13 protein-coding genes are annotated in these 16,660 nt (G+C 70.5%); 6 read left to right on the forward strand and 7 right to left on the reverse strand.

Features of this window, described 5'->3' with window-relative positions:
- Positions 1-475: 475 nt before the first annotated feature.
- On the reverse strand, positions 476-1,777 hold the full coding sequence (gene bioA, locus ABIA38_RS42800) for an adenosylmethionine--8-amino-7-oxononanoate transaminase (RefSeq protein WP_424644436.1): 1,302 nt from the start codon (positions 1,775-1,777) through the stop codon (positions 476-478).
- Positions 1,778-1,913: 136 nt separating this feature from the next.
- Entirely contained in the window at positions 1,914-2,693 is a 780-nt protein-coding gene (locus tag ABIA38_RS42805) for a hypothetical protein (protein ID WP_424644437.1), read from the reverse strand.
- A gap of 613 nt (positions 2,694-3,306) precedes the next feature.
- Here ABIA38_RS42805 and ABIA38_RS42810 point away from each other — a divergent pair.
- Both ABIA38_RS42810 and ABIA38_RS42815 read left to right on the forward strand, forming a co-directional pair.
- Positions 3,307-4,695: a quaternary amine ABC transporter ATP-binding protein gene (locus ABIA38_RS42810; RefSeq protein ID WP_424644438.1), complete on the forward strand. Its 1,389-nt coding sequence runs from the start codon at positions 3,307-3,309 to the stop codon at positions 4,693-4,695.
- On the forward strand, positions 4,688-6,592 hold the full coding sequence (locus ABIA38_RS42815) for an ABC transporter permease/substrate binding protein (protein ID WP_424644439.1): 1,905 nt from the start codon (positions 4,688-4,690) through the stop codon (positions 6,590-6,592). The genes ABIA38_RS42810 and ABIA38_RS42815 overlap by 8 nt, the downstream gene beginning before the upstream one ends.
- Before the next feature lie 125 nt (positions 6,593-6,717).
- Here the strand turns inward: ABIA38_RS42815 and ABIA38_RS42820 are convergent, their stop codons facing one another.
- Positions 6,718-7,851, reverse strand: a complete 1,134-nt coding sequence (locus ABIA38_RS42820; RefSeq protein ID WP_424644440.1) for a hypothetical protein — start codon at positions 7,849-7,851, stop codon at positions 6,718-6,720.
- A gap of 22 nt (positions 7,852-7,873) precedes the next feature.
- On the reverse strand, positions 7,874-8,122 hold the full coding sequence (locus ABIA38_RS42825) for a LapA family protein (protein WP_424644441.1): 249 nt from the start codon (positions 8,120-8,122) through the stop codon (positions 7,874-7,876).
- A 190-nt stretch (positions 8,123-8,312) separates the two neighbouring features.
- Between ABIA38_RS42825 and ABIA38_RS42830 the strand changes: the two genes are divergently transcribed.
- Positions 8,313-9,932 (forward strand): MDR family MFS transporter, encoded by a 1,620-nt coding sequence (locus ABIA38_RS42830; RefSeq protein WP_424644442.1) that lies wholly within the window; start codon positions 8,313-8,315, stop codon positions 9,930-9,932.
- 89 nt (positions 9,933-10,021) lie between these two features.
- Here ABIA38_RS42830 and ABIA38_RS42835 read toward each other — a convergent pair whose 3' ends face one another.
- Genes ABIA38_RS42835 through ABIA38_RS42845 form a run of 3 tightly spaced genes read right to left on the reverse strand, consistent with a single transcriptional unit; the run spans position 10,022 to position 11,591 of the window.
- Complete coding sequence (locus tag ABIA38_RS42835) at positions 10,022-10,879, reverse strand: 3-hydroxybutyryl-CoA dehydrogenase (protein ID WP_424644443.1); 858 nt, start codon at positions 10,877-10,879, stop codon at positions 10,022-10,024.
- A gap of 59 nt (positions 10,880-10,938) precedes the next feature.
- Positions 10,939-11,349: a PIN domain nuclease gene (locus ABIA38_RS42840; RefSeq protein ID WP_424644444.1), complete on the reverse strand. Its 411-nt coding sequence runs from the start codon at positions 11,347-11,349 to the stop codon at positions 10,939-10,941.
- Positions 11,346-11,591: a type II toxin-antitoxin system VapB family antitoxin gene (locus ABIA38_RS42845; RefSeq protein ID WP_424644445.1), complete on the reverse strand. Its 246-nt coding sequence runs from the start codon at positions 11,589-11,591 to the stop codon at positions 11,346-11,348. Before ABIA38_RS42845 ends, ABIA38_RS42840 begins: the two co-directional genes overlap by 4 nt.
- Before the next feature lie 395 nt (positions 11,592-11,986).
- Here ABIA38_RS42845 and ABIA38_RS42850 point away from each other — a divergent pair, with 395 nt between their 5' ends.
- The 3 genes from ABIA38_RS42850 to ABIA38_RS42860 all read left to right on the forward strand — a co-directional run bounded on the left by ABIA38_RS42850 (position 11,987) and on the right by ABIA38_RS42860 (position 16,629).
- Positions 11,987-12,484, forward strand: a complete 498-nt coding sequence (locus ABIA38_RS42850; RefSeq protein ID WP_424644446.1) for a TIGR03618 family F420-dependent PPOX class oxidoreductase — start codon at positions 11,987-11,989, stop codon at positions 12,482-12,484.
- Between the two features lie 634 nt (positions 12,485-13,118).
- Entirely contained in the window at positions 13,119-15,386 is a 2,268-nt protein-coding gene (locus ABIA38_RS42855) for an acyl-CoA dehydrogenase (protein WP_424644447.1), read from the forward strand.
- 52 nt (positions 15,387-15,438) lie between these two features.
- The gene (locus ABIA38_RS42860; protein WP_424644448.1) at positions 15,439-16,629 is read left to right on the forward strand and encodes an acyl-CoA dehydrogenase family protein; all 1,191 of its coding nucleotides are present in this window, start codon (positions 15,439-15,441) and stop codon (positions 16,627-16,629) included.
- Positions 16,630-16,660: the final 31 nt, after the last annotated feature.

Below are 16,660 nucleotides of genomic sequence, written 5' to 3' on the forward strand. Positions count from 1 at the left end.
GAGCGCACGGTGGGGATGGTGCGTGGGGACGGGCGGCGCGGGCGCGCACGGTGGGGACGGGGGCGGTTGGTACGGGCGGCGCGGGAGCGCACGGTGGGGATGGTGCGTGGGGACGGGCGGCGCGGGCGCGCACGGTGGGGACGGGGGCGGTTGGTACGGGCGGCGCGGGAGCGCACGGTAGGGACGGCGCGCGGGGATGGGGGCGGCTGGTACGGGCGGCGCGGGAGCGCAGGGTGGGAATGGCGCGCGGGGCACCGGGGCCGTTGGCACGGGCGGCGCGGGAGCGCACGGTAGGGACGGCGCGCGGGCACGGGGGCGGTTGGCACGGGCAGCACGGGAGCGCACGGCGGAGGTGGTGCGCACGGCGGAGGTGGTGCGCACGGCGGGCGACGTGGGGTGGGTCGAGCGCCGCGCGGGGCGTGCGGCGTGGGCGGCGGGTACCGGGCTCGGCCCGGGCAGGGTGGGCGCGGTCCGGTCAGGTGTGGGCGCGGACGACGTCCACCATCGCGCCGGTGACCGTGGTCAGGTCGGCCTCGGACATCACGTACGGCGGCATCGTGTAGACGAGGCGGCCGAACGGGCGGATCCAGACGCCGTGTTCGACGAAGGCCGGTTGGACCACGGACATGTCGACGGGCGCGGCCAGTTCGATCACGCCGATCGCGCCGAGTACCCGGACGTCGACCACGCCGGGCAGTTCGCGGGCCGGCGCAAGGCCCGTGCGCAGGCCCTCGGACAGGGCCGCGACCCGTTCGCGCCACGGGCCGGCAAGGAGTAGGTCCACGCTCGCCCCCGCGATCGCCGCCGCCAGCGGGTTGGCCATGAAGGTCGGGCCGTGCATGAACGCGCCGCCCTCGCCACGCGAGATGGTCGTGGCCACCTCGTCGGTGCACAATGTCGCGGCCATGGTGAGGTAGCCGCCGGTGAGTGCCTTGCCCAGGCACATGATGTCCGGTGCGATTCCCGCGTGTTCGCACGCGAACAGTGCGCCGGTCCGGCCGAACCCGGTGGCGATCTCGTCCGCGATCAGCAACACGTCGTGGACATCGCACAGTTCGCGCACCCGGCGCAGATACGCGGGGGAGTGGAAGCGCATCCCGCCCGCGCCCTGCACGATCGGCTCCAGGACCACCGCGGCGATCGTCGCGCCGTGCCGGTCGAGCAACTCCTCGATCCCGGCGGTGTCCTCGGCCCGCAACTCGGCGGCGAAGCCGGCCGGCGGGATCGGCGCGAACAGGTGGGTCGGCAGCACCCCGGAGAACAGGTGATGCATCCCGCCGACCGGGTCGCACACCGACATTGCGCCGAACGTGTCGCCGTGATAGCCGCCGCGCACGGTCAGCAGCCGGGTGCGTTCGGGCCGCCCGCGCCCGCGCTGGTACTGCAGCGCCATCTTCAGCGCCACCTCGACCGAGACCGACCCGGAGTCGGCGAAGAAGACCTTGGTCAGCGGCTCCGGGGTGATCTCCACCAGCCGCCTCGCCAACCGCACGGCCGGCGGGTGGGTCAGCCCGCCGAACATCACGTGCGCCATCGTGTCCACCTGGGCGTGCGCCGCCCGGTTCAGCTCGGGGTGGTTGTAGCCGTGGATCGCGGCCCACCACGACGACATCCCGTCGATCAACTCGCGCCCGTCGGCGAGCCGAAGCCGGACCCCGTCGGCGCCGACCACGGGGAACAGCGGCGAGTTGCCGTCCGTGTTCGCGTACGGATGCCAGATGTGCCGCCGGTCGGCGGAGACCAGCTCGTCGCCGTAGGCCGCGTCGTATTGCTCCATAGCCCCGGCACGCTATCGGAACGCGCGCGACGCCCGGGAAGCACCCGCCGCCCGAACCCGCCGCCCCACCTGCGCCCGCCCACGCGCCGCCGCCCCGGGCCCGCCTCCGCGCGGCCCGGGGCGGCGGGTCGTTCGTTCAGATGCCGCTGACCGGTACCGAGCCGGCGGCCAGCAGGTTGCGGCGGCCGGCCTCGCCGAGCGCGGCGGCCAGTTCGTCGTTGCCGGTGTGGATGCCGATCGTGCCTACCGGCGCCGCGAACAACAACACCACGCCGTGCGTCTTGGCCGCGTTCAGCCACGCCTCGGGCACCTCGGCCGGGGCCTGCGCCTGCCACCACGCCTCGGTCCGACCGCCCGCGCCGGGGAAGAGCACCGCCGTCAGGTAGCCGTCGGTCATCTGTACCGACCACCCGCCGAGCAGCGGCGGCAGGGTCTCCTCGGGCGTGGCGATCGGCGCGAAGCCGCGCTCGCCGAGCAGCGACAGGAACTCGTCCTGCGAGCCGGGTGTACCCGGGCGGGCCACCGCCGCGCCGGGCTCGACGACGAGCGCCGCGTAGGTCACGCCCGCGCACGCGACCATGCTGCCGGTGATCGAGATCGGCACCGGCCCACCCGGCACCACCGTCTGCACCGCGAGCCCCGGATTGGCCTGCGCGGCGAGCAGCGGTTCGACGGCGGCCTCGGACACCGGGATCACCTGCGAGGGGATGCACCGGGTGTGCGCGAACGCGAGCACCGCGGTCTCCTCGGCCAGGTACAGCAGCGCACTGGTCTGCACGGAGGTGGTGTCGCCCTCACCGCGGCACGAGGCGCACGCGTAGGTCTGGGGGCCGGTCTCCCCGGCCACCAGGCGGGCGGCCTCGTCGTCGCCGATCTCGGCGCGGACCTCGGGGCTTACGTCGAGCAAGCGTGACACGGAAGGCTCCATCGGTAGGGGTGCGTGCGACAGTGGGGGATCGCCGCCTGCGTTCTCGCGCCGGGACGTTACCGCCTGGTGACGTTGTGTCACCTGGAGAACGCGGGAACATCACCCCTATGGGGCATGTGCGCCCCGGCCGCGCCACGGCCATTCGGGCGACGGCGCCGGAGTGCGCGCCGGAGCTCGACGATGGCGCTCCGGAATTCGCAGGCGCGTATGCGTTCGGTAACCGAGAGGAGCGAATATGTCGAGGTGATCACGTCATGATCACCGCACGATCACGGCCGAAGGCTCGGGCTCAATCGGCCGATCCACTCATCAATTCGGGCAAATGCCTGCGCGTTAATGAGATGAGCATCTCCATATGTTTCTCATCTGAATCGCTCGGGCAAGTCACGCCCGGTAACACATGCGGGATACAACTTTTCGTGGGGAATATCCACGAACAGGCGTTCGACCCCGGACGCGCGCCGCTGCCGTGACGTTTTTTCGGCGGCCGTACTCCCGCATCCACAGCCCGCGGCGCCGGCGCCCCTGCTCACGGCGGTGCTCCGGCCCGGAATCGAAATCAACGATTCCGTTCCCCCGCGGCCCTAACGACGAGGTATGTGTGTCCAGACTCCGGGCCGAAGGCCTGTACAAGATATTCGGCCGGCGCGCCGACGACGCGGTGGCTCGACTCCGCGCCGGTGAAAGCCGCGACGCCCTGCGCAAGAGCAATGCCACCCCGGCCGTCATCGACGTCTCGTTCGAGGTCGCCGAGGGCGAGATATTCGTGGTGATGGGCCTGTCCGGCTCGGGTAAATCGACCCTGTTGCGGATGCTCAACGGTCTCCTGGACGCCACCGCCGGCGCCGTCTACATCGACGACCGGGACCTGACCTCGTTGCCCGCCAAGGAGCTGCGCGACGTGCGCGCCCGGCGCATCAGCATGGTCTTCCAGCACTTCGCGCTGTTCCCGCACCGCACCGTCCTGGAGAACGCCGGCTACGGTCTGTCCGTCCAGGGCGTCCCGGCGGCCGAACGCGACCGGCGCGCCCGCGAGGCGCTGGCCCTGGTCGGGCTGGCCGGTTGGGAGGAGTCCGCGCCGAGCGAGTTGTCCGGCGGCATGCAGCAGCGGGTCGGCCTGGCCCGCGCGCTCGCCACCGACGCCGACATCCTGCTGATGGACGAGTCGTTCAGCGCCCTCGACCCGCTGATCCGCCGGGAGATGCAGGACCAGCTCCTGGAACTCCAGGAGAAGTTGCGCAAGACCATCGTGTTCATCACCCACGACCTCAACGAGGCGATGCGGCTCGGCGACCGGATCGCGGTGATGCGCGACGGCCGGGTGGTCCAGATCGGCACCGCCGAGGACATCCTGACCGACCCCGCCAACGACTACGTGGCCTCCTTCGTCGCCGACGTGGACCGCACCCGGGTGCTCACCGCGGGCTCGATCATGGAGGACTCGCGCGCCACGGTGACCGTCGGCGAGGGCCCGCGCGTGGCGATCCGCACGATGCGCGAGGCGCAGACCACGGCCGCCTTCGTGGTGGACACCCGGGAGAACGGCCGCCGGCTGCTCGGCGCGGTCACCGACGCTGCGGTCACCGAGGCGGCGCGCACCGGCGACCGGAGCATCCGGCCCGACCCGACCCTCGACGTGGTCACGGTGACCCCGCAGACCCCGGTCGCCGAGCTGTTCACGCCGTGCGCGGAGAGCAGACTGCCGCTCGCGGTGGTGGACGAGGCACTGCGCCTGGTCGGGGTGATCCCCCGGGTGAGCCTGCTGGCCGCGCTCGGCAACGCGGCGCAGAGCGCCTCCGCCGAGGCGGAGGGCGGCACCCTCGGGGTGACCGACACGGGCAGCGTGAAGATGCTGGTCCCGATGGGACCGGGGGAGAAGTTGCTGCCCACGAGCGCGGGGGACGTGGGGGGCGCGGCGCGGGTACCGGCTCAGGGCGGCGAGCGGTCCGGTATCGACGGCCGCGACGGCGGGGTGCACAACGATGCCTAGGATCCACGTGGGGGACTGGGCGGAGCGTGTGGTCGACTTCATGCGCGACCACTTCGCCTGGCTCTTCGACTTCATTCAAAGCGTGGTGGGCGGGGCGATCACGCACCTGGCCGACTGGCTGACCGATTCGCCGCTGCCGGCCGTGGTGATCCTGTTCGCGGTGATCGGCTGGGCGGTGCGCGGCCTGCTGTTCGGGCTGGTCGCGGCGGCCGGCTTCCTGCTGATCGACGGCCTGGACATGTGGAAGCCGGCCATGTCCACGCTGGCCCTGGTGCTGGTCTCGGCGGCGGTCGCACTGCTGTTCGCGATTCCGCTGGGCATCCTGACCGCGCGCAGCCGCGCGGTGGGCACGGTGGTCAAGCCGGTACTCGACTTCATGCAGACGATGCCGGCCTTCGTCTACCTGATCCCGGCGATCACGTTCTTCGGTATCGGTACGGTACCGGGCGCCGTGGCCACCGTGGTCTTCGCGCTGCCGCCCGGCGTGCGGATGACCGAACTGGGCATCCGCAGCGTCGACGCGGAAATGGTGGAGGCGGGCGAGGCGTTCGGCACCAGCGAGTGGAAGATCCTCAAGGACATCCAGTTCCCGCTCGCGCTGCCGACCATCATGGCCGGCGTCAACCAGGTGATCATGTTGTCCCTGTCCATGGTGGTCACCGCCGGCATCGTCGGCGCGGGTGGCCTGGGCAGCGAGGTGTTCGGCGCGCTGTCCAACAACAACGTGGGCCTGGGTGTCGAGGCCGGGATCGCGGTGGTGGTCCTGGCGATCTACCTGGACCGTACGGTCAGCGCGGCCGGGCAGCGGGTCGAGGCCCGGGCCAAGCGCACCGCGACCGCGCGCTCCGCCGACGGGTTCACCCCCAAGTGGCTCCTGGACTGGCGTCCGCGTCCGGTGGTCGCGGTCGGCGGCGTGGTCGCCGTCGCGCTGGTCGCCGGGCTGCTCGGCGGCTTCGGCCTGGGCAGCTCGGACAACGGCCGGAAGAAGGTGACCATCGGCTGGATCCCCTGGGAGGAGGACGTCGTGGTCACCAACATGTACAAGCAGCTGCTGGAGAAGCGCGGCTACGACGTGACGATGAAGCAGCTCGACGTGGGCCCGATGTTCCAGGGCCTGGCGCGCGGCGACATCGACCTGTTCCTGGACGCGTGGTTGCCCACGCTGCACAAGAAGTACCTGGACGAGTACGGCGCCAAGCTCGAACAGATCGGCAAGTGGTACAAGAACGTCGACGTGCAACTCGCCGTCCCGAAGCGCATGCCGTACAACTCGGTCGAGGAACTCAAAGGCCACGAGCAGGAGTTCGGCGGTCGGATCATCGGCATCGAGCCGGGCGCGAACATCATGGACCTGACCGAGAAGAAGCTGATCCCGGACTACGGCCTCGACTTCGACCTGGTCAAGAGCAGTACGCCGGCGATGATCGCCGAACTGGACCGGCAGATGGCGGCGGGCAAGCCGATCGTGGTGACGATGTGGCGGCCGCACTGGGCGTACACCAAGTACGACATCAAGCCGCTGGCCGACCCGAAGCAGTCCTATGGCGCGCCCGGCTGGATCGGTTCGATCGGGCGCAAGGGCTTTGCGAAGGACTTCCCGCAGCTGAACACGTGGGTGAAGAACCTGGAGCTGGACGACTCGGTGCTCGGGCCGCTGGAGAAGAAGGTCTTCGTCGACTACGCGGGCAAGTCGAACGCGGCGGCGGAGGGCGTCAAGGCCTATCTGAAGGAGCACCCGGACGTCGAGCGGAAGTTCCTGGCCGACCTGCCGCCGGCGGGCGCGGGTCAGGGCCAGGGCCAGGGGCAGCCGAAGCCGGACGGGGGTGCGGGGTCGGGGCAGTCGGCGCCGCCGCCGTCGTTGCCGGCGGCGAGTCGGGAGCCGTCGGGGGCGTCGTGACCTGATGCGGTGTCACCCGTTGTGTCACCCACGTGGGTGACACAACGCCAGCCGCGGGACCCTGCGGGGCCGTGCCGAGATCGTCTCGGCGCGGCCCCGCAGGCGTTCGCGGGAAGGGTGCCCGCTCAGTTGCGGAACTGCCACTGGTCCGGGGCCTCTTGCGGGTTGATCGGTTCGCACTTGAAGCCCCACTTCGAGGCCCCGTTCGCGAAGGCGCGGAAGAACGGCTCGGTGGGCTGACCCAGGGTCAGCCCGGGCGGGTCCGCGCCGTTGTGCCGGCTGAGCTGGTAGGCGACCTTGTGGCCGTCGCACATCCCGAGCACCTTGCCCTCGACGGTGCCCGCGAGTTGGGCGTCGTTGGGGATGCCGCCGGTGGGCAGTCGCTCGGACAACTCCGGACGCTCGCCCGGCGCCTCGGTGCCGGGCGCGAGGTAGCCGTGCACGATCGCGAAGGAGAGCACCCGCCGGTTGTCCAGGAACAGATCACAACCCTGGATCGCGCCGGGCCCCTCGGGCGTCGCCGACGCGGTCCACCGCGCACGCTGCTCGCCGGCCGCCTGTGGGCCGAGCGCGGCCGGGTCGAGCATGCCGCAGATCGGTGCGTCGGTGATCGGTTTGGGTTCGCTCGCGGGTTTGATCTTGTCGGGGCGCGGGGTGGGCGGGGCCTCGCACCCGGCCGCCTTGGACACGCCGTTGGCCAGGTCGACGACGAGGTCGGCCAACTGCTGCCGCCGGTCCGACTGATTCGGCGCGCCGGCGGGCGCGATGGTGCGGGCGCGGATCAGCATCGGCACCGGTTGCTCGACGTTTTGCACCTTGCAGTTCTGGACCAGCCATGCGTCGTCCGCACCGGCCATGCCGTACAGCTTGTTGTCCCCGTTGCCCAGCGGCGCCGACCCGGTCGTGGTCAGCCCCGGCAGCTGGACCCGTTCGGCGCCGGCCATGTTGAACAGGTACGCGGAGCCGACGAAGGACCGGTCGCCCGCCGTCACCTGGCAGCGCAGTACCGGGTAGTGGTCCTGCGGCGCCTGGTCCTTGTCGGTGAACGCGGGCGCCGCGGGCAGCAGCGCGGTGACCGCCGCGGTGGGCAGCAGCCCGGCGCATACCGTGTCGCCGACGGGTTGGGTGTCGGACCCGGTGGGAGTGCCGGCGGAGGGCTCGGCGGTGGGGGAACCGGTACTCGAACAGCCGGCCACGAGCAGGCCGGCGGTGACCAGGCTCGCCACGTGTGCGGCCGGACGCAGCCTGAAGCGAAGCATGCGGCCCAGGGTATCGGGCCGCTCAGCGTCGGCTTCCCGCTCGGTTCCCCTTCACCCACCAGCCGGTCAGCGCCCCCACCCCGAACGCCCCGACCAACACGATCCACAACGGCGCGGCCAGCGTGGGGATCCAGAACCGGATGCTCACCGAGTCGGTATTGGCCAGCACGAACCACACGCTCAGGACGACGATCGCCCCGATGCCGATCGTGCGGTACGACACGCCGCCGATGTTGCCGCCCGAAGCGCCGGATTGAGGGGTCTTTGCCATGCTCGGATGCTATTTGCGTAATCGCTCGATCACGTCGAGGCGCGCCGATCTGCCGCCCGGGTGCGCCGACTTGACCATCTCTTGAAAGTTGCTTGCAGCAACAAAGAACGCTATGGTTGTAGCAGGCAACCGTGTCGGGGGTGGTGAAGCCGCGTCCGGGCGCAGAGCATCCGAAGTCGAAGGGGTAGGTATGACCAACGCACCGGCCGCGGAGGTGTCGGCGGAACCGATGTCCCACCGGCAGATCATGGAGGCCCTGTCCGGCCTGCTCCTGGGCATGTTCGTGGCGATCCTGTCGTCCACGATCGTCTCCAACGCCCTGCCGCGAATAATCTCCGACCTGCACGGCAGCCAGACCTCCTACACGTGGGTGGTCACCGCGACCCTGCTCGCGATGACCGCGACCACCCCGATCTGGGGCAAGCTCGCGGACCTGACCAGCAAGAAGCTGCTGGTCCAGCTCGCGTTGGTGATCTATGTGGCCGGTTCCGCGCTGGCCGGGCTATCGCAGAACACGAGCATGCTGATCGGCTGTCGGGTCATCCAGGGTGTCGGGGTCGGCGGACTGACCGCCCTGGCCCAGGTGATCATGGCGGCGATGATCTCGCCGCGCGAGCGCGGTCGCTACAGCGGCTACCTCGGCGCCACCTTCGCACTGGCCACCGTCGGCGGGCCGCTGATCGGCGGCGTGATCGTGGACACCCCGTGGCTGGGCTGGCGCTGGTGCTTCTACGTCGGCGTACCGTTCGCGGTGGCCGCGATCGTGATCCTGCAAAAGACGCTGAAGCTGCCGGTGGTCAAGCGTGAGGTCACCATCGACTACCTGGGCGCGACGCTGATCAGCGCCGGGGTCTCGGTACTGCTGGTGTGGGTCTCGCTCGCGGGCAAGAACTACGCGTGGGTGTCCTGGCAGACCGCGGCGATGGTGCTCGGCTCGCTGCTGCTGATCGTGCTGGCCATCCGGGTCGAGGGGCGCGCGGTCGAACCGATCATCCCGCTGTGGTTGTTCAAGGAGCGCACCATCGTGCTGGCGGTGCTCGGCAGCCTGGCGGTGGGGCTGGCGATGATGGGCTCGTCGGTCTTCCTGAGCCAGTACTTCCAGATCGCCCGCGGCAAGTCGCCGACCGTGTCCGGACTGATGACGCTGCCGATGATCGGCGGCCTGGTGATCGCCTCGACGGTGGTCGGCAAGCTGATCACCGCGACCGGGTTCTGGAAGCGCTACCTGGTGATGGGCGGCGTGTCGCTGACCATCGGCCTGGCGCTGATGAGCACGACGCGGGCGGACACGAACCTGTGGGTGCTGGGCGCGTACATGTTCGTCCTCGGCATGGGGATCGGCGCGTTGCAGCAGAACCTGGTGCTGGCCGTGCAGAACGCGGTACCGGTGCACCAACTCGGCGCGGCCAGTTCGGTCGTCGCGTTCTTCCGCAGCCTGGGCGGCGCGGTGGGCGTCTCGGCGCTCGGCGCGGTGATGGCGACCAAGGTGACCGGCTACCTCTCCGACGGCGGGCTCAAGTCCGGGAGCAGTGGCGGCGGTTCGGGCATTCCGAACGTGCATCACATCGCGCAGCCGGCGCGCGGGGTCGTGGAGGGCGCGTACGGTCACGCGGTGGGCGACATCTTCCTGTTCGCCGCGCCGTTCGGCCTGTTGGCGCTGCTCGCGGTGCTGCTGATCAAGGAGGTCCCGCTGCAGACGGCCCAGGCGGTGGTGGTGGCCAAGGCGGAGCCGACGGGGGCGCCTGCGGAGGAGCCGGGGGAGCCTTCGGCGCCGGTACGGACGGACAAGGTCGAGGCACGGACGCCGTAGCCGCCCGAGACGCACCGCAGGGCGGCCCCGACCGGGACCGCCCTGCCGCGTATCGCGTATCGCGCGTCGCGTGTCGCGTGTCGCGTATGTCAGTACTGGTAGAACCCGCGCCCGGTCTTCTTCCCCAGCAGCCCCGCGTCGACCATCCGCAGCAGCAGCGGCGGCGAGCTGTACAGCTGCTCCTTGAACTCGTCGTAGAGGCTGTCCGCGACCGCCTTGATCGTGTCCAGGCCGATCAGGTCGGTCAACCGCAGCGGGCCCATCGGGTGCGCGCAGCCGAGCACCATGCCGTTGTCGATGTCCTCCGCCGACGCGAAGCCGGACTCGAACATCCGGATCGCGGAGAGCAGATACGGCACGAGCAGCGAGTTGACCACGAAGCCCGCGCGGTCCTGCGAGCGGATCACCGTCTTGCCCAGCACGTCCGCCGCGAAGGCCTCCGCACGGGCGGCGGTCGTGTCGTCGGTGAGCAGCGAGGGCACCAGCTCGACCAGCTTCTGCACCGGCACCGGGTTGAAGAAGTGGATCCCGATCACCTGTTGCGGCCGGGCCGTGGCCATGCCCAGCTTCATGATCGGAATCGACGACGTATTGGACGCCAGCACCGCGTCCTCGCGCACCACGACCTTGTCCAGCGTGGCGAAGATCTGCGTCTTGACCTCTTCGATCTCGGCCACCGCCTCGATCACCAGGTCCCGATCGGCGAAGTCGCCCAGATCGGTGGTGTAGGTGATCCGCGCGAGCGCCGCGTCCCGATCCGCCTCGGCGAGCTTGCCCGCCTTCACACCACGATCGATCGACTTGGCCACCCGAGCCCGCCCGGCCTCCGCCGCGGCGGCGTTCGTCTCCGCCACGAGCACGTCAAGCCCGGCCTTGGCACACACCTCGACGATCCCGGACCCCATCAGCCCGGCGCCTACCACCCCTACACGTCGCACATCGGACACCGCGCACTCCTCGCTCCACTTGCTGCCGTCAGCCTTCTCGGCATCCTCTCAGGTGGGGGTCAGCGGGCGTCGATGCGCTTGGTGGGTTGGCCGGTGAGCTTGGCGATCACCTCGAAGTCGCGGTCGAGGTGCAACAGGGTCAACCCGTGATGACGTGCCGTCACGGCCACTACGAGATCCACCATGCTTGCCCCCTCGTGCCAACTCAGGTTCGCCAAGTCCATTTGCAACTGGGCGCATTCGGACCAGAGCGAATCCGGAACGAGGTGGTACGGAAACATCTCGGTGAGGAAGTGATCCGCTTCGTGGAAGTCCTCCTGACGACCGGCCGAGCGGAGGTACTCGATGCGGACCGGTTCACACAGACCGACGCGCCCGGCACCGATCAGATCGTTCCAATGCTCGGTGACTTGTCCGCGGAAATACCTGACCAGTGCGGAGGTGTCGACCAAGTAGAGCTCCTGGCTCACGCATCCGCTCCAGTGGCCGGGCCCTCGGCAGAGGAATCCTCGTCGGGGTAACCCAGGACGGAGAAGTCCAAGCGTCCGTCCGCGACCATCTTGCGCATGCCTGCCAAGGCTGCCAAGCGTCGATCCCGGTCGCCGAGCGAGCGCAAGGCGCCGTTGATCGTGTCCCGCTTGGTCGTCGTACCCAGTATCCGAGCGGCTTCCGCCAAGGCGTCTTCATCGATGTCGACGAGGGTTTTGGCCATGTCTACACTCCTCGAGTATATATCGAATCGAGAAAAGTATATCTCCCTGGGGGTGCATTGCGGTGCCGTGTCGTTCGGTCGAGCGTGCGGATTCCGAGCGTGATCTGGGCTGACGCTCTCTTTGGTTGAGCAAAGGTTCAGCCTTGAGGGTGAGTCCGTTGCCGCCCCGGTGCGGTGCCGCGTTCGCGTCCGGCGGTGCGCACGGGAACTTTGCGCCTACCGCGCCGTCGACTGTCAAGGTCTGGCCAGTTCGGGTCATGGCGCCGATGCCAGGCAGGACCCGACGGGGTGTCAATCATCGTTCCGGGGGCGGGCGGAGGTGGAACTGACGGTCTGTCAATTGTGTGGCCGGCGTGGCAATGTTTGACCCAGGCAATCAAAAAAGGGGTTCGGCAATGGGTGAGCAGCAGCGGCACATGGGCCACGGCGTCAAGCAGCGCGACCGGGTCAGGATGACGGACGGCGAGGTCGCCGCGTTCCTGGCCGAGCGGCACTCGATGACGATGTCCACGCTCAACGCCGACGGCAGCATCCACTCGGTCGGCATGTGGTACGGCTTCCTGGAGGGCGAGGTGGCCCTGGAGAGCAAGGCCCGCGCGCAGAAGGTGCTCAACGTACGTCGCAACCCGACCATCACCTGCCTGGTCGAGGCCGGCGACCACTACGAGGAGTTGCGGGGCGTATCGATCGTCGGCAAGGCCGAGGTGGTCGAGGAGCCGGACCGGATCTGGGAGTTGGGGGTGAGCGTGTTCGGTCGCTACGCCGCGCCGTACACCGAGGAGATGCGCCCGGCCGTCGAGATGATGCTGAACAAGCGTGTGGTGATCAAGGTCGTCCCGGACCGCGTCGTCTCCTGGGATCACCGCAAGCTCGGCCTGCCGTCCACGAAGTGATGCGCACGGGCGTGTGGTGATCGAGGTCGTCCCGGGTCGCGCCCACCGCCGAGGCCGCCGCACGGTCGGGCTGCCTGCCACCCGCGCGAGCCGACTCCCGGCGCCACGCGCACCGCTCCCATCCGCACGCCCGCGCCCCGGTCCGCCCCTGACCCGGCCTGTCTCCGGCAGGGGCGTGAGCGACCCCGCCCACGTCGCTGCGCCCGCGTCCGGTCCGTCTCCGCGCGCCCGCGACCAAGCCCACCGCTGCCGCCGACCCCGCCCGCCCCGCCCATCCCAACCCCCGGCCCGGCGCGCCCGCCCCCCGATTCGCTCCCGACCCGGCGCACCTTCGGCCCGCGCGGCAGCGGCCCTGCCCATCCCCGTACGCCGGCGCCTGGCTTGCCGCCGGCCCCACGTGCCCGCGACCACGCCCGCCTCCACCGCCCACCCCAACCCGCCCCTGGCTCCATGCGACCGCGCCCGCGCCCGCGTCCATCCCGTGCGCCGCGCTGCCCGTGCGTGGCTCCGCTTCGGTCGACCGGTGGATCTGGCGACGTCGGATCCGGTCAGGTAGCCTGTCCGCTTACTTGATAAAGACAAGTATTGAGTGCTCGAGTAGCTCGAGTATTGGTGATTGGTGAGGGAGTACACAGTGCCGATCGGATTCGCCGACGAGCACCGGGCGTTCGCGGAATCGGTCGCCGGTTTCGTCGCTCGCCACGCCTCGGTCGAGGCCACCCGCCGGGCCGCCGAGCAGTTGTCCGCCGGTGCGCTGCCGGACTGCTGGAGCGCGCTGGTCGACCAGGGCCTGACCGCCGTCCACCTCGCCGAGGAACACGGCGGCGCCGGTGCCGGTGTCCTGGAACTGGCCGTCGCCCTCGAAGAGGCCGGTCGCGGCCTGCTGCCCGGCCCGTACCTGCCCACCGTCCTGACCAGCGCCATCCTGGCCCGCCACGCCGGCCCCGAGGTCGGCAAGGCGCTGCTGCCGCGCTTCGCCGCCGGCGCCCGCGGCGCGGTCGCCGTCGCGGCCGACCTGACCGCGCGGCAGACCGAGGTCGGCTGGGAGATCAACGGCAGCGCCGAGCCGGTCCTGGGCGCGATCGGCGCGAACTACCTGCTGCTCGGCGCGCGGACCGACGCCGGTGCCGGCCACGACGCGCAGATCTGGTTCGTGGTCGAGCCCGGCGGCCGGGACGACATCGAGGTCACCCCGCTGGACCCGGTCGACCTGGCCCGCGGGGTGGCCCGGGTACGCACCCACGACCTGGAGATCACCGCGTCCCAGGTGCTCCCCGGCATCACCACCGGCCGGGTGCGCGACCTGGCCGCCGTACTCGCCGCCGCAGAGGCGGTCGGCGTGGCCCGCTGGTGCTTCGAGACCGCGCTCGCCTATGTCAGGATCCGCGAGCAGTTCGGCGTCCCGGTCGGCTCGTTCCAGGCGATCAAGCACAAGGCCGCCACCCTGTTCACCCGCCTCGAACTGGCCGGCGCCGCCGCGTGGGACGCGGCCCGGGCCGCCGACGATGCCGCCGCCGACGCCGACGAACAACTGGGCCTGGCCGCCGCCGAAGCCGCCGTGGTCTGCCTGCCGCCGGCCCGCGAGGTGGCCCTCGACTGCCTCACCATGCTCGGCGGCATCGGCTTCACCTGGGAACACGACATCCACCTCTACTGGCGCCGCGCCGTCTTCCTGGCCCAGTGGCTCGGCCCGGCGGGGGAGTGGACCGAGCGCCTGGGCCGCGCCGCCCTGGACACCCTGACCGGCGGCCCCACCCGGCGCTTCGACCTCGACCTCGATCTCGACCTCGGCCTCGACCTCGATCCCGACGAGGGCGACCTCGCCGTGTTCCGGGCCGAGGTGGCCGGGCACCTGGCCGAGGCGAACACCCTTGCCGAGCCCGCCCGTCGGCACCGGCTGGCCGAACTGGGCTACGTCTCGCCGCACTACCCCAGGCCGTACGGGATCGCCGCCGGCCCCGCCCAACAGGTGGTCGTCCAGCAGGAGTTCGCCCGCCTCGGACTGACCCGGCCGAGCACGATCATCGGCGAGTTCGCCTTGCCCACGATCATGGCGCACGGCACCGACGCCCAACGCGACGCGTACGTCCCGGCCACGCTGCGCGGCGAGATCGTCTGGTGCCAACTGTTCAGCGAACCCGGCGCCGGCTCCGATCTCGCGTCGCTGACCACCCGTGCCGTGCGGGTCCCCGGCGGCTGGCGGCTGAGTGGCCGGAAGGTATGGAACTCCAAGGCGCACGAGGCGCACTTCGGGATCTGCCTGGCCCGCACCGATCCGGACGCGCCCAAGCACAAGGGCATCACGTACTTCATCGTGGACATGGCCACCCCCGGGATCGACGTCCGCCCGCTCAGGCAGGCCAACGGGCAGTCCGAGTTCAACGAGGTCTATCTGGACGACGTGTTCGTGGCCGACGACCAGGTGGTCGGCGAGGTGCACGCGGGCTGGCGGATCGCCCGCACCACGCTGGCCAACGAGCGGGTGATGATCGCCGGCGGCCCGGGCATGCAGGCGTTCGGCAGGCTGCTCGCCGAACTCGGTGACCGGGGCGAGAGCGGCGCGGCCCGGGCGGACACCGCGCTGACCGGTCGACTCGGCGGCTTCGCGGCGGAGAACTTCGCACTGCGCGCGTTGACCCTGCGCTCGACCCTTCGGCAGTTGTCCGGACTCGACCCGGGCGCCGCCTCCAGCGTCCTCAAGCTCGCCGTCACCGAACACCAGCGGGCGGTGGTCACCGCGCGCCTGGACCGGATCGGCGCGGGCGGCACCCACCACGACGGCCTCGGCGGCGAACTGCTCACCGCCTACCTCTCGTTGCCGGCGGTCCTGCTCGGCGGCGGCACCCGGGAGATCCAGCTCAACGTCGTCGCCGAACGCATCCTGGGCCTGCCCAGGAGCTGACGAAGCCACTTTTCCCGGTTGTCGCTATCGGTTATCGCTATAGGGAGACCACGTGCACATCGCCTACACCCCCGAGCAGGAGGACCTGCGGCGGGAACTGCGCGAGTACTTCGCGCGGATCATGACCCCCGAGATCCGGGCCGAACAGGCTGCGGGCGAGACCAGCCTGATGGGCAAGGACGGCGCGTACTGCCGCGTCGTCAAGCAGATGGGCGAGGACGGCTGGCTGGGTATCGGCTGGCCCAAGGAATACGGCGGCCAGGACCGCACGATGCTCGAACAGCTGATCTTCACCGACGAGGCCACGCTGGCCGGCGCCGCGGTGCCGTTCCTGACCATCAACACCGTCGGGCCGACGCTGATGGAGTACGGCACCCGGGAACAGCGCGACTTCTTCCTCCCGAAGATTCTCGCCGGCGACATGCACTTCTCGATCGGCTACTCGGAGCCGGGCGCGGGCACCGACCTGGCCGCGCTGACCACCAAGGCGGTCCGGGACGGCGACGACTGGATCATCAACGGCCAGAAGATGTGGACCTCGCTGATCCACGTCGCGGACTACGTGTGGCTGGCCGCGCGTACCGACCCCGACGCGGCCCGGCACCGGGGGTTGAGCATGTTCCTGGTGCCGACCAACGCCGAGGGCTTCTCCTGGACGCCGATCAAGACCATGGGCGGCCAGACCACGGCGCAGACGTTCTACGAGAACGTCCGGGTGCCCGCCTCGGCGCTGGTCGGCGAGCTCAACGGCGGCTGGAAGTTGATCACCGGCCAGCTCAACCGCGAGCGGGTGGCGCTGTGTTCGGCCGCCGCCATCCAGCTCGCGCTGCACGAGACCCGGCGCTGGGCCGAACGGGCGCTGCTCCCGGACGGCTCGCGGGTGATCGACCGGGAGCACGTCCAGGCCAACCTGGGCCGGGTGCACGCCAAGGTCGAGTTCCTCAAGCTGGTCAACTGGAAGATCGCCTGGTCGGTCGACCACGGCACCAAGGTCGGTCCCGCCGACGCCTCGGCGACCAAGATCTTCGGGACCGAATTCGCCACCGAGGCCTACCGGTTGCTGATGGAGTGCATGGGCGAGGACGCCTATCTCCAGCAGGACTCGCCCGGCGCGGTGCTGCGCGGTCGGCTGGAGAAGATGCACCGTACGGCGCTGATCCTCACCTTCGGTGGCGGCACCAACGAGGTACAGCGCGACATGATCGCGATGCTGGGCCTGGGTCTGCCCCGCCCGCCCCGCTGACCCGCCGTCACCACGCTGACAAGGACAGGTG

It is taken from the genome of Embleya sp. AB8 (assembly GCF_049739465.1).
In the GTDB taxonomy this organism is placed as follows: domain Bacteria; phylum Actinomycetota; class Actinomycetes; order Streptomycetales; family Streptomycetaceae; genus Embleya.

What these genes read in the sequence shown, in the direction of transcription:
- ABIA38_RS42820 (WP_424644440.1), bottom strand. Translation starts at nt 7,851, where the DNA reads ATGCTTCGCTTCAGGCTGCGTCCGGCCGCACACGTGGCGAGCCTGGTC.
- ABIA38_RS42815 (WP_424644439.1), top strand. Translation starts at nt 4,688, where the DNA reads ATGCCTAGGATCCACGTGGGGGACTGGGCGGAGCGTGTGGTCGACTTC.
- ABIA38_RS42825 (WP_424644441.1), bottom strand. Translation starts at nt 8,122, where the DNA reads ATGGCAAAGACCCCTCAATCCGGCGCTTCGGGCGGCAACATCGGCGGC.
- ABIA38_RS42850 (WP_424644446.1), top strand. Translation starts at nt 11,987, where the DNA reads ATGGGTGAGCAGCAGCGGCACATGGGCCACGGCGTCAAGCAGCGCGAC.
- bioA (WP_424644436.1), bottom strand. Translation starts at nt 1,777, where the DNA reads ATGGAGCAATACGACGCGGCCTACGGCGACGAGCTGGTCTCCGCCGAC.
- ABIA38_RS42830 (WP_424644442.1), top strand. Translation starts at nt 8,313, where the DNA reads ATGACCAACGCACCGGCCGCGGAGGTGTCGGCGGAACCGATGTCCCAC.
- ABIA38_RS42845 (WP_424644445.1), bottom strand. Translation starts at nt 11,591, where the DNA reads ATGGCCAAAACCCTCGTCGACATCGATGAAGACGCCTTGGCGGAAGCC.